Genomic DNA, 12,691 nt, shown 5'->3' with positions numbered 1-12,691 from the left:
AGACCGGTCGGCAACGTGGTCCGCGACCGCCCACGCCCGGTTGCAGCAGCAGCCCCGGGAGACCTGTGGTCAGGCGCGCGAGGACGCGCCGGTCGTGCCTGTTCGCGCCACCCCCGGCTCGGGAGCAGGCCGGCCGCAATCCACCCGACCAAGGCTCTCAGGCGATCACCGGCGCCCGCCGGTTCCGGCCGACGATGGTCAGGCTGCCTCGACGTGGGTGAAGCGGAGAAGCTGACGCCGGTCGGCGCGTCGGCTTCCGCCCCGCTTGGGCGGCCCTGCGGCCCGCTTGCGGGCGTCCAGACGGCGCGCCGTCAGAACACGGCGTGGTCGCCGCGCTCGGCAACGGCCTCGCCTCGGATCACGCGCGCATAATAGTCGAAGAGAGTTTCAGAGCCGGTCGACGGTGTGGCGCGCGCATCATATTGCCCCGTCACCGGATCCAGAACGAGCATGGATTCCGTCGCGTAGTAGCGCCCGATGCGCGCGAGTTCGGCCTTGGCTGCCATGGTCGGAACCAGCCGTCCGAGCATGGCCAGAGTGACTATGATGACGTCCAGAAGGGCCACGGGCACATGCGTGAATCGCGCTTCGCGCCCGAGCAAGGCGAAGAGCTGCTCGCCCTGCGCCTTCGGGGTCACGGCTTCGCCCGGGCCGCCGATCGGCAGCACGCGATTGCGCCGGTCCGGGTCGTCGAGGCACTCGGCAATGTAGGTGCCCAAGTCGTCGTCGCTGATCGGTTTGCAGGCCGTCAGCGTGCCGTCGCCGAAAATCAGGAACGACTTCCCGCGTTTCAAACGATCGATTTGCCCCGACAGTGATTTGAAGAAGGCCGTTGGTCGTACGATCGTGTAATCGAGGCCCGACGCGGCCAGAACGCCCTCGAACGCGCGCTTGGCATGCTGGAACGCCAGGACCGGCTTCTGGACGCAGATCGCCGAGAGAAGGATGACGTGGGTCACGCCGGCCGCCTTCCCGGCGTGCAACGCACTTACATGCGCGCGATAATCGATCGCCCAGGCGTCGTCGGGCAAGCCCGTGCGCGAGGCGAGACACGAGACCAGGACGTCGAACGGCTCGGCGCGGAAACCCGCCTCGGCGAGGGACGATGGATCGGTCACATCCACCACCCTTGCGGTCGCGCCCGGAGGCAGTCGGGAGCACGCGGGCGGCCCTGACGGGTCGTCGATGTCGGCGCGACGCCTGACGAAGCAGACCACGTCATGGCCCCGTGACACCAGCGCGCGCACCGTCGCGCGCCCGATCGTCCCGGTGCCACCGAGCACGGCGACGCGTCGCGGGCGCAACGCGTCCGATTGGTCTCCGGTCACGCTCACCTTATCCAGCCACTCAGGGTTCCGGCATGTCCGGTCGTTGTGACGAGACCGTATCGATCCACCCGAACAGGAGGCCGCCTTCGCAGCCTGGATTGCCACGGGTGTGGGCGAAGGGTCAGCGCGTCATGCCGGCGTCATAGCACGGAGCGCGCCGCCGGCGCCCGCTCTCGCGGCAGCGGGACAGTCAGGGCCGCAGCCTACCTGCGAGGACGTCGGTGGCTGCGTGGACCAGCCGGTGTCGGTGTATTGGTCCGGTTCTCGTCGAACAGCTTGCGCCAACGGATCAGCCGCTCAGGTGCGAGGCTGCCGTCCGCGACGGCAGCCTGCACGGCGCACCCGGGTTCGCTTGTGTGGGTGCAGTCGCGGTATCGGCACAGGGGCGCGCGTTCGATGATCTCGGCGAACAGCGTTTCGATCCCTTCCGCGGCGCCGCTGACATGCAGCGTGCGCATCCCCGGCGTGTCGATGACCCAGCCGCCGTCGGCGATGGCATGCAGCGAACGCGACGTGGTCGTATGGCGTCCCTTGGCATCGTGCTCGCGAATGCCGCCGGTCAGCTGGGCCTGGGCCTGACCGGGACCGACCAGCGTGTTCACCAGCGTCGATTTGCCGACGCCGGAGGAGCCGACCAGCGCCACGGTCTGCCCCAGCCCACACCACGGAGCGAGGGCGTCTGCAGCCGCGGAGAGACGGGGGTTGAGGGTTACGACGTCGAGCCCGCGCTGCAACTCGGACGCTTGGCGCTGGTAGGTTCCCAGATCGGCTGTCGTGTCGGCCTTGGTGAGGAGGATCACCGGAATTGTGCCGCCTTGATTGGCCAGAGCCAGATAGCGCTCCAGTCGCGCCGGATTGAAATCGGCGTTGCAGGAGGTGACGATGAACAGCGTGTCGACATTGGCCGCAGCGGCCTGAAGGGTCCGGCTGCCTTCGGTGCGGCGCTCCATGACCGTCCTGCGGCTGAGACGGCGATGCACGGTCTGGGTTCGTGGATCGACGAGAACCCAATCGCCCACGGTGAAGTCGCTCGTGCTGGCGTGGATCGCGAGCGTCAGTTCGACGGATCCGGCCTCCGACAGGGCGGTCAAGCGAGACCGGTGAAGCGTCGCGATCCGCATCGGGGCGAGATCGGCCTCGTGGGGTTCACGCTGGACTTCGAAGAAGTCGGACCAGCCCAAGCTTGCAAGCGACAGGGGCTGGAAGGAAGGGGGATGATCGATCACCGCCCTGCCCATGACATGGCATCCTGCGCCTGGCCAGCCCTCCACCGCCAGGCGCACGTCGATGCCCGGCCGAGTGCAAGGACCGTCGCCCTGCGCCGTCTCCCTGCGCCGTCTCCCTTGGCCATGCCCACGGGAGGCGGACGGTCGTGTCGCCGCGCGGGTCAATCGGGAGCGGCCGCGAAGGCGCGCGCCAATGCCCGGATGAGCCGGTCCCCGGCCCATTCATAAGATTAGCACTTCCACTCGGTGAGTGCTAACAATGCGTCGATCGGGCGGCGATGACAGTCTCGCCGTAGCCTTTCCCGCGACAGCGCCAATCATGTCGGTTGGATCTCGCTTGGGAACGATCAGGATACCACGATGAAATTCCGTCCGCTGCACGACCGCGTGGTCCTCCGTCGCATCGAAGGCGAGGAGAAGACCAAGGGCGGCATCATCATTCCCGATACGGTCAAGGAGAAGCCGCAGGAGGGCGAGGTCGTCGCCGCTGGACCGGGCGTGCGCGACGAGGCGGGCAAGATCAACCCGCTCGAGGTGAAGGCCGGCGACCGCGTCCTGTTCGGCAAGTGGTCCGGCACCGAGGTCAAGATCGACGGTCAGGACCTCCTGATCATGAAGGAATCCGACATCCTGGGCATCGTCGCCTAGCGCGGATCAGGCCGCTCAGAGCCTCACGACGATCTGCCCTTCGAGGCGCCCGCTGTGGCGCGCCTCAGGGCCAAACGACAGATGACGAGTGCTCCCCCATGTCCGCCAAAGACGTTCGCTTTTCGGTCGATGCCCGCGAGAAGATGCTGCGCGGTGTCGAACTGCTCGCCAGTGCGGTGAAGGTGACGCTGGGCCCGAAGGGCCGCAACGTCGTGATCGAGAAGAGCTTCGGCGCCCCGCGCATCACCAAGGACGGCGTCACCGTCGCCAAGGAGATCGAGCTCGTCGACAAGTTCGAGAACATGGGCGCCCAGATGGTGCGCGAAGTGGCCTCGAAGTCGAGCGACACCGCCGGTGACGGCACGACGACCGCGACCGTTCTCGCGGCCTCCATCGTCCGGGAGGGCGTGAAGTACGTCGCCGCCGGCATGAACCCGATGGACCTGAAGCGCGGCATCGATCTGGCCGTGGCCGCGGTCGTGAAGGATATCGGCGCGCGCTCCCGCAAGGTCGCCTCGTCCGAGGAGATCGCCCAGGTCGGCACGATCTCCGCCAACGGCGACAAGGAGATCGGCGAGATGATCGCCCACGCCATGCAGAAGGTGGGCAACGAGGGCGTCATCACGGTCGAAGAGGCCAAGACCGCCGAGACCGAGCTCGACGTCGTCGAAGGCATGCAGTTCGACCGCGGCTACCTGTCCCCGTACTTCATCACGAATGCGGAGAAGATGGTCGCCGAGCTCGAGGATCCCTACATCCTCATCCACGAGAAGAAGCTCTCCTCGCTCCAGGCGATGCTGCCGGTGCTCGAGGCCGTGGTCCAGACCGGCAAGCCGCTCCTGATCATCGCCGAGGACATCGAGGGCGAGGCGCTCGCCACCCTGGTGGTGAACAAGCTGCGCGGCGGCCTGAAGGTCGCGGCCGTGAAGGCGCCGGGCTTCGGTGACCGCCGCAAGGCGATGCTCGAGGACATCGCGATCCTGACCAAGGGCCAGATGATCGCCGAGGATCTCGGGATCAAGCTCGAGAACGTGACGCTCCCGATGCTCGGCCGCGCCAAGCGCGTGCGGATCGAGAAGGAGACCACCACGATCATCGACGGCGCCGGCGAGAAGACCGACATCGAGGGCCGGATCAGCCAGATCAAGGCGCAGATCGAGGAGACCACCTCGGACTACGACCGCGAGAAGCTGCAGGAGCGTCTGGCCAAGCTCGCGGGCGGCGTCGCGGTGATCCGCGTCGGCGGTTCGACCGAGGTCGAGGTCAAGGAGAAGAAGGACCGCGTCGACGACGCGCTGCACGCCACCCGCGCGGCGGTCGAGGAAGGCATCGTCCCCGGCGGCGGCACCGCGCTCCTGCGCGCCAAGGCAGCCGTCCAGGGGCTCGCGAACGACAACCCCGACGTCCAGGCCGGCATCAAGATCGTCCTCAAGGCCCTTGAGGCCCCGATCCGTCAGATCGCCCAGAACTCGGGCGTCGAGGGCTCGATCGTGGTCGGTAAGATCCTGGCCAACAGCTCGGAGACCTACGGCTTCAACGCCCAGACCGAAGAGTACGTCGACATGCTCAAGGCCGGCATCGTCGACCCGGCCAAGGTGGTGCGCGCGGCCATTCAGGGCGCGGCCTCGGTCGCCGGCCTGCTGGTGACCACCGAGGCGATGATCTCCGAGGCGCCGCGCAAGGAGGCCCCGGCCATGCCCGCCGGCGGCGGCATGGGCGGCATGGGCGGCATGGATTTCTAACCGGCCGAAACAGGTCCGAAGCGCCCTCCGGCACGCCGACAGGCGGATCGCCGGAGGGCGCTTCGGCGCAACACGAGGGGGTGGATCGACCGGCTGGATCGACCGGCTGGACCGACCTTCTGTCGCTATCGACCGCTGCCGCCCCCGCCGGGCTGAAACCGGCAAGCTTGTGCCGTTCGCTCCGGGCGCCTCATCCTCGTGACGGATGCGTTGGCTCGCAGGGCGATCGCGCCGACGAGGGCCCTGCGAGATTCGTCCTGTCGGCATGACCCGCGCCGATCTCGCGGTTGCCATCGAGGAGAGAGCACATGCGCATTCTTGTCGGCTGCGAGATGACTTACGAGTTTCCGCAGCCCACGCCCGTCATCGCGACGCTCAACGTCCACGCATCGCGCTTCCCTGACCTCGAACGGCCCGATTACCTGATCACGAGCCCGGCCGTTCCCCTGGAGGGCTATCGCGACAGCTTCGGGAATTGGTGCTCCCGTATGGTCGCTCCGGCGGGGCGCTTCATGCTCAAGACCGACACGGTCGTGCGGGACCACGGCAGCGGGGATCTGCAGGAACTCGACGCTCCGGAGATCCCGGTCGAGAAGCTGCCTTCGGACAGCGTGCTGTTTCTCCTCGGCAGCCGGTACTGCGAGACGGATCGCCTCTCCGCCATCGCGTGGGATCTGTTCGGACATGTCCCGCCCGGCTGGGGACGGGTGCAGGCGATCTGCGACTATGTGCATGATCGGATCGCCTTCGGGTATGAGCACGCGCGTGCAACCCGCACGGCCTTCGATGTCTTCGAGGAGCAGCGGGGCGTCTGCCGCGACTATGCGCATTTGGCGATCGCGTTCTGCCGCTGCCTCAACATCCCGACGCGCTACTGCAACGGCTATGTCAGCGACATCGGCCTGCCGCTGCCGCATGCGCCCGGTGATTTCGCCGCCTGGATGGAAGTGTATCTCGGTGGCCGTTGGCATACCTTCGACCCTCGCAACAACAGCTCCCGGATCGGCCGGATCCTGATCGCCTATGGGCGCGACGCCGCGGACGTGCCGTTGACGCTCACCTTCGGGCCCAACGATCTCACCGGGTTTCGCGTGACGACGGAAGAAGCGCCCGGCCCGGCCTGAACCGGCGCCGTATCGAAGCCGAGCACAGCCGATTCGGCCGATCGACCGCAGGATGGTGGCGCTGCGGCGTCGCGCAGCCGTCGATCTGACAAGGCAGGAACGGGCGGGCGACCCGGCTTCCCGGCCGGCGCGCTCCGTGTCCGTTGCCGGACCTCGGGCGGGCCTCGACGCATGGCGATGATGGGCCTGACGCCGAAGGTCTGCTTCAATGCGGCGCAACGGCCGACGCGGTTGGCGGCCGGCCGGAACGACGTAGAGTGCGCCCGGGTCAAGGCGCTGCGCAGGATCCCTCGTGAGCCCGGACCAGAACCACGACGAGGGCGAGGACGAGGGCGAGGATTGGCGCTCCGTCAGCACGCGCCGGCCTGACACGGGAAGCCTCAGCCGCGCCCGGAGCCGCGCGCGCGAACCCGGTCGCGGGCGAACCGCGGATGATCCGGCCCAGATCCCGGCCCTGGGGTGGAAGGACGTCCTCTGGAGGATCCTGTACTCCTTCCCGCGCGACCGCATCTTCACCACGGCCGGGGGCGTCGCCTTCTTCACCCTTCTGTCGACCTTCCCGGCTTTGGCGACCATCGTGTCGGTCTACAGCCTGTTCTCCGACCCGCACGTCATCAGCGAGCACCTGAGCCTCCTCTCGGGCGTCCTGCCGAGCGGCGTCCTCGCCCTCCTGTCCGACCAGCTCATACGCGTCGCCCAGCAGAGCGCCGGCGCGCTCAGCACGGCCTCGCTGGTGAGCGTGTTGATCGCCTTCTGGAGTGCGAACTCGGGCGTGAGCGCCCTCTTCGATGCGCTCAATGTGATCTACAGGGAGCGGGAGAAGCGTTCGCTGGTGCGCTTCTATGCCACCACCTTCCTGTTCACGTTGAGCGGCATCGTGTTCGCCCTGACGGCCACCGGATTGGTCGTCATCCTGCCGCTCGCGCTCGACCAGCTCGGCCTGGGTGTGCTGACCGACGTCACGCTGCGCCTCGTGCGCTGGCCGGGGCTGCTGATCCTCGTCAGCCTCGGCCTGGCCGTGACGTATCGGTACGGACCCAGCCGGCGCGAGGCCAAGTGGCGGTGGGTGAGTTGGGGCGGCGTCGCCGCGGCCATCACCTGGGTCTGTGCTTCGGTCTCGTTCTCCTGGTACGTGGCCAGCTTCGACAGCTACAACAGGATCTACGGTTCGCTCGGCGCAGGCGTCGGGTTCATGACGTGGATCTGGTTCTCGGTCGTGATCGTGCTTCTGGGGGCCAAGTTGAACGCCGAGATCGAACGCCAGACGGCGCGCGACAGCACGCGGGGGCAGCCGAAGCCGCTCGGCTCGCGCGAGGCCCATGCGGCCGACACCATCGGACCGACCGAGGGCTGAATGGGGTGCCGGCACGGTCAAGAGGACCGGCCTGAATCTCGGGCCTGTCGCAGGCGTCGGGATCTCACGCCCGGCTGAGCGTCACGCGCGAAAAGCCGTGCTCACGGATCCGGCGACGGCTCGTCCTCAATCAGCGCGATCGAGGTGGCGATCGGACCGTCCAGGGGTCCCACATGGGCTATGAAGCGGGCCCGCGACCAGAGTTCGACGCGGTCTCCGTCGCTCAGGCAGAGGGCACGTTCCGTCGCGTCCGCGTCGCTGGCGGCCTCGATCGGGATGGTCGACCTGACGCTCCCATCCGGCGCGAACCGGTAGGCCCGGTACGGCGAGAGCGCACAGGACGAATGGCGCCTGGCCGGGAAGCTTACGACGTCTGCCATTCGCGCCTGCCCGCTCCCGTTGTGAACACCAGCCCCAAGCTGCTGGCGCTCGAGGCACGCGATCCGTCGACCGGCATCCTGCGCCTCCCTGAGCCGCAATGATAGCCCAGATGATGGGCGGCCGGAGCGAACCCGGAAAACGCCGTCACGGTTCGTGCGGTCGTCGGTTCAACGCCGTCTGATCGGTGCCGCGCATGGAACGGTCGGCTGATCCGGCCGGTTCGAAGCTCACGGCGTGCCGCGTTGGCGCGCCGACGACCAGGGTTAACGCTATGGCTACCGGCACAGTGAAGTGGTTCAACGAGACCAAGGGCTATGGCTTCATCCAGCCCGACGACGGCGGCAAGGACGTGTTCGTCCACATCTCGGCGGTCGAGCGCGCCGGGATGCGCAACCTGATCGAGGGGCAGAAGATCTCCTACGACGTCGAAGCCGACCGGCGCAGTGGCAAGGAGAGCGCCGCCAACCTGAAGGGCGCCTGAGCCGTCCTTCGTGGGGATCACAGCCGGCGCGCGCCGTTCGGCATCGGCTGACCAGATCCGCCTAACATCAGCATCGCGGGCCGAGTCGGGTATCGGCTTGCGGTGCTGAAGCGACGACCTGTGCGGGACCGCTCGCCACCGATGTCACCGCGCCGGGACCGCCCCGCCCCGGCTCACCAGGGTGGCCTCCCGGTCGGAGGCCTTCCACACCGGCAGCGACCCCTCGCGAACGAACATGGCGAAGGCCTCCGCCACCGCTCCTCGGTCGAAGGCTTGCGCCCCGTCCACCGCGCGACCGACGATGCAGGCCGCGTCGGGAGCCTCTGCGACCGGTGGCCGGCTCTCCAACGAGAACAGCACGCCCGACCGATCCGGCCTCAGGTCATCCGGCAGGGCTCCGATCTTGCGCCACAGGCAATCCCAGCGGGCGCAGGCCTCCGGGCGCTCGGGGTAGATCCCGCACGCCGTGCCGGTGTTGTGGCGGCACAGGATCCCCGCGGGCTTGTCGAGGGCCTTGATCTCCAGGGCTCGACAGCAGACCGTGCAGGAGCCGCAGGATCGGCCTTGTGCGAGAGCCGCGGTGTTCCGTGGGGTGCCCCCCCGGCGACCGCCTTGCCCTTGGGGCTCCTTGATGATCAGGGTGTCCTCGCTGTCACGTCGTTGCGGCCTGTCGCGCGCGGTATGGGACGTCGCCGATGCCGGACGATGCCACGCTCTGGGATCTCGTAACCGCCGAGCGCATCGCCATCGAGGACGTCGGTGCCGCCATCGACGTCTACCTCGCGGAACCGACGACGCAGAATCATCCGATCGGGCCGGACCATAGTCTCGATCTGGCTGCGGCCGTCGCGGCGCACGCCTTCGCGTCCGCGACCGTGGTCGATCCTGACAGCGACGAGCCGTCCCGTCGCATGGCGGTGCGATCGGCCCTGCTCATGGGCCGCCCGACGGCCCGATCGATCGGCCGCCGAGACCCTGCGAGGGATCAGCGTTCGGCGGATCGGGCGATCCGCTTGAGCGCGGCTACTGATCGTCCTCGTCGTCGTTGACCTCGATCAGGTCGCTGGTGTCCTCGTCGTCCTCGTCGACCACGAGGGTGTCATCCTCGACCGTGTCGCCGTCGTCCTCGATATCGAGCGTGTCATCGCTCTCGGTATCGGTGTCCTTGTCGGCTTCCTCGGCCTCGGCCTCATCCAGTGACACGAGTTCCGGCCCGTCCGTCTCCTCCTCATCGTCGACCGGCGTCTCCTTGCGCGCCACCACGGGTGCGGCCGCTCGGGCGGAGGACGGCGACACGGAGGTGGGGACGACCTCGCCCGAGTAGGGCGAGATCACGGGGGTCTTGTTGAGGTCGTAGAACTTCTTGCCCGTCACCGGGCAAATGCGCTTCGTACCAAGGTCCGGACGTGCCACTGCGACTCTCCAAAAGGACGTTCCACGCTGGACGGGCAGCGCACTCTCCGGCTCGTCTATCATAGATGGCGGCGGATCACCCTGCCCAACGCGAGTCTGGATCGGATCCGGGAGCGGCTTGCCCGCCCGCAGACGTCCCGCTGCCGGTGACGGCCTGGCTGACCCCGCGAGGAGGCAGACACGCGCCCGACCGACCGACCGCTTGAACGTCGGCTCTCGGACGCCGCCATTCCCAGGCCGCCCGGCAACGTCGCCCCGGGGTAGTCAGCGGCCCCTGGCCCTTCGCCAGACGGCACAGGGACCGTCTTCGGGCCGCCCCAGTCGGCCGCCTCGCGCCCGTCCCCTCAGAGCGATTCCGAGGCTCGATCGGCCGGATGCCGGGGGGCAGGCTGACCCCTCAGAGCCGCAGGGAGGCTGATGGGGCCTTGCTTCTCCTGCGCCGGTGTCAGGCCCCGCACTCGGTCGCAACCGCGTCTGCTCCTGACGTCCCGGCCTCGTCGGCCGCAAGATCGAGCAGTCGTTGCGCGAGTAGCACCGCCGTCGCCGCGTCCACCGCGGATGCGTCCGCTCCGACCCGTTGGACGAGGTCCGGCTGCTGCAGAAACATCGGTCCTCCGACCATCACGCAGATGGCTCGGTTGCACGACGCATCGCGCACGGAGCGGATCGCCGTGGCGAGCTGGTCGACGCGCGTCTCGCTGCTGAGCGTCAGACCGACGACGCCGAACCATTCGGACGCCACCAGAGCGGCGATCTCCTCTGGACTGGAGGAGAGGCCGATCGACACGGCCCAGCCTGCCCGACGCAGGAATTGCTCGACGATCCGCACGCCGAACGTGTGCTGTTCACCTGGAGCGCCCATCAGGAGCAGACGACGCCGATCATCGCGCGAGGCGGTCCCCGGCGCGGCTCGGAAACGCGCGACGAGCCGTTGGAGACGGGCCACCCCCGTGGTGACCTCGACGAAGTCGCACAGATCCTCGTCCCACATCCGGCCCAAGAGAGCCGCGGAGGGGGCCAGAAGATCGAGGAACAGGCGATCGACAGGGTGGCCGGCCGCCACCAGGGCCGAGAAAGCCTCGATGACGGCCCCATCGTCCGTCGCGAGCGTGAGATCGGTGAAGGCCGCGATCTGTCCCGCGTCTGGTTTGAAGGCGGGTATGGCTCCCTCGGTCCCCAAACCGCGATGGCGCAGAACCAGTTGCGGGATGATCTCGGTCTGGACGACCTGCCCCAGGGCCAGGCAGCGCTCGCGTGCGGCCTCGGCGGCACGCTTGCGCGCATAGAGCCGACGAGCCTCGGTCGCACGTTCGGTATCGTGCGGGAGACCGTCGCCCCCCAGATGGTCGGACGAACCGAAATTCTGCATCGTCCCCCCCGGCGCCACAGCGTCGGCGGCCTTGCTGGCCTATCGATCGCTGCGCAGCATGAGAACTGTTGTCAGCGCGGATGTAAAGGCTAAGTCAAATTTCCTGGGATAAGACAACGCGGCCCGGCTTGGCCGAAAGACAAAGTTTTGCGCGCGGGCGAGACAACGGTCGGGCTCGGGCTTAGACAGGCGATCGCGCGCCCCCTTGCCCGTGAAGGGTCGTTGCGTGGTCGGACTGGCTCGCGGGCCCAACCGCGCAGCCGCAGGGACTGGAATGGAGGTTCGCCACGGCGACGCGGTCGATCCTGGAGAACGGGATGCTCTGCGACGCTCGGTCGAGGTCGAATGGAGCCCATCGAAGTCCTGGCCCACAACGCCGATCGGGCGCCGGACTGGATGTTACGGGCTGGCCCGATCAGCTTCGTCCCAGCGAATCGAGCGGTCCCGAATCGAGTTGCTTGAGAATCCGCTTGAGGGCCGCGATGTTGCTCTTGTCTTCGGCGCTTTCAAGCGCGTCCGTCAGAACCATGCGGATGTCCTCGGCTTCGACCTTCTCCATCTCCCAGTCCGGATAGAGACGCTCTCGCTCTTCCTCGCTCTGGCTCAGCGAAACGACATCGTAATGGCGCGAATCGCCATGCAGGCGCGCGATCAGCTTGTGTATCTGGGCAGCCGGCCCCTCGATCCACTGGAAGAAGACGCCGCTGCCGAACACCAGGACCCCGGTGATGCCATGCGCGAGATTGTGGAGCTGGGCCGCCTTGACGATGCGGCCGACCTCGGCGTCGTCGACGCCGTCCGCGGCACGGCTGCAATAGACGAAATGATACAGCGCGGGCAGCGGGACTTCGTTCAACTCAGCGCCGCGTGGAATGCCGTATTCATCGAACATGAGCGGGCTCTTTCCGTCTATGCCAAGCAGGGCGTTCCCCCCGGCGCGTCAGCGGCAGGATAGCGCAACGAACCGGATTTGGCATTGAGCTTGGTCGCCCCGGCCATCACGCGGACACCGAAGGTGCTGCGGATCGACCGGCCATCAGCGTGCTCACCCGCGATCAGGCCGATGCGGTGACGACGAAGCGGGCCTGTCACGGGCCTGCCATTGGCCTGCCATGGGTCGTGTGCAGGCGCGGAACCGACGTCGGCTTCCCTGCCTGGCGGTCCGAAAGCGGCCGGACCGCTCTCGCCCTGAGCGGCCCTGCAGGTTTCGACCCATCTCGGCCGTCAGGACCGCGTTCGTCTCGTCCTCAAAGGAGACGTTTGCCTGCGGTAAAGCGACTTCGGCTCGGGGTGAGGAGCCGGCCTTCGGCGGGGCGGTCGCAACGGACTGCGTCACCGTCGCAGGCGGACGTTCGCGGATTGGATCTTATGGAGCGCTGCCTCTCGGGCAGGGATCCGGCCGTGCGGCCTAGAGCGTGGCGCTGGAGCTGCGGGTGACCGGCGGCGGCGCCCAGGAGCCGTTCAGGAGGACGTCCTTCGGCCAGTAGGTGCGGAGCATCAGGATGAAAGGCCCGGCCGGGGCAGGTAGCCAGTTCGCCCTCCGCTGCGCGCCAGGGCTCTCATGCTGGATGAGGGAGATCANCGAGCCGTCCGGGTGGNCCTTGAGGCTGTCGCGCGGGCTCAAT

Annotated in this window: 14 protein-coding genes; 6 read left to right on the top strand and 8 right to left on the bottom strand. The window is 67.9% G+C overall.

Annotated elements, in window-relative coordinates:
• Positions 1-311: 311 nt before the first annotated feature.
• Together I53_RS27185 and rsgA are read right to left on the bottom strand one after the other, a co-directional pair.
• The gene (locus I53_RS27185; protein ID WP_083936173.1) at positions 312-1,283 is read right to left on the bottom strand and encodes an NAD(P)H-binding protein; all 972 of its coding nucleotides are present in this window, start codon (positions 1,281-1,283) and stop codon (positions 312-314) included.
• 248 nt (positions 1,284-1,531) lie between these two features.
• A complete protein-coding gene (gene rsgA / locus I53_RS27180; protein ID WP_043356834.1) occupies positions 1,532-2,566 on the bottom strand; it encodes a ribosome small subunit-dependent GTPase A in 1,035 nt (344 codons plus the stop codon).
• 348 nt (positions 2,567-2,914) lie between these two features.
• On the opposite strand from rsgA, the gene groES reads away from it, so the two are divergent.
• The 4 genes from groES (at position 2,915) to I53_RS27160 (ending at position 7,422) form a co-directional block, all read left to right on the top strand.
• Complete coding sequence (gene groES / locus I53_RS27175; protein WP_043356833.1) at positions 2,915-3,202, top strand: co-chaperone GroES; 288 nt, start codon at positions 2,915-2,917, stop codon at positions 3,200-3,202.
• Positions 3,203-3,300: 98 nt separating this feature from the next.
• A complete protein-coding gene (gene groL, locus I53_RS27170; RefSeq protein ID WP_043356831.1) occupies positions 3,301-4,944 on the top strand; it encodes a chaperonin GroEL in 1,644 nt (547 codons plus the stop codon).
• 308 nt (positions 4,945-5,252) lie between these two features.
• Entirely contained in the window at positions 5,253-6,068 is an 816-nt protein-coding gene (locus I53_RS27165) for a transglutaminase family protein (protein WP_043356830.1), read from the top strand.
• A 292-nt stretch (positions 6,069-6,360) separates the two neighbouring features.
• Positions 6,361-7,422 (top strand): YihY/virulence factor BrkB family protein, encoded by a 1,062-nt coding sequence (locus I53_RS27160; RefSeq protein WP_043356828.1) that lies wholly within the window; start codon positions 6,361-6,363, stop codon positions 7,420-7,422.
• 101 nt (positions 7,423-7,523) lie between these two features.
• Here the strand turns inward: I53_RS27160 and I53_RS27155 are convergent, their stop codons facing one another.
• Complete coding sequence (locus I53_RS27155; protein ID WP_043356826.1) at positions 7,524-7,802, bottom strand: hypothetical protein; 279 nt, start codon at positions 7,800-7,802, stop codon at positions 7,524-7,526.
• Between the two features lie 272 nt (positions 7,803-8,074).
• Between I53_RS27155 and I53_RS27150 the strand changes: the two genes are divergently transcribed.
• Positions 8,075-8,284, top strand: coding sequence for a cold-shock protein (locus tag I53_RS27150; protein ID WP_043356824.1), 210 nt, complete (start codon positions 8,075-8,077; stop codon positions 8,282-8,284).
• Between the two features lie 144 nt (positions 8,285-8,428).
• Here I53_RS27150 and I53_RS35570 read toward each other — a convergent pair whose 3' ends face one another.
• Positions 8,429-8,644 carry a hypothetical protein gene (locus tag I53_RS35570; protein WP_244538926.1) on the bottom strand — a complete coding sequence of 72 codons (216 nt, stop codon included), beginning with the start codon at positions 8,642-8,644 and terminating at the stop codon, positions 8,429-8,431.
• Between the two features lie 335 nt (positions 8,645-8,979).
• On the opposite strand from I53_RS35570, the gene I53_RS27140 reads away from it, so the two are divergent.
• The gene (locus I53_RS27140) at positions 8,980-9,333 is read left to right on the top strand and encodes a hypothetical protein (RefSeq protein ID WP_043356819.1); all 354 of its coding nucleotides are present in this window, start codon (positions 8,980-8,982) and stop codon (positions 9,331-9,333) included.
• On the opposite strand, the gene I53_RS27135 is transcribed toward I53_RS27140, so the two are convergent.
• The 4 genes from I53_RS27135 to I53_RS27120 form a co-directional block, all read right to left on the bottom strand.
• On the bottom strand, positions 9,308-9,697 hold the full coding sequence (locus I53_RS27135; protein WP_043356817.1) for a TIGR02300 family protein: 390 nt from the start codon (positions 9,695-9,697) through the stop codon (positions 9,308-9,310). The genes I53_RS27140 and I53_RS27135 overlap by 26 nt on opposite strands.
• 445 nt (positions 9,698-10,142) lie before the next feature.
• Complete coding sequence (locus tag I53_RS27130; protein WP_251982473.1) at positions 10,143-11,084, bottom strand: cobalamin B12-binding domain-containing protein; 942 nt, start codon at positions 11,082-11,084, stop codon at positions 10,143-10,145.
• Positions 11,085-11,481: 397 nt separating this feature from the next.
• Positions 11,482-11,958, bottom strand: a complete 477-nt coding sequence (locus tag I53_RS30670; protein WP_051045092.1) for a BLUF domain-containing protein — start codon at positions 11,956-11,958, stop codon at positions 11,482-11,484.
• Positions 11,959-12,474: 516 nt separating this feature from the next.
• On the bottom strand, positions 12,475-12,691 hold a 217-nt coding region (locus I53_RS27120), incomplete at its 5' end, for a DUF1214 domain-containing protein (protein ID WP_043356815.1).

Origin of the sequence: Methylobacterium sp. B1 (genome assembly GCF_000333255.1) — a bacterium.
GTDB lineage: Bacteria > Pseudomonadota > Alphaproteobacteria > Rhizobiales > Beijerinckiaceae > Methylobacterium > Methylobacterium fujisawaense.
This window is presented reverse-complemented; position numbering and strand designations above follow the sequence as displayed.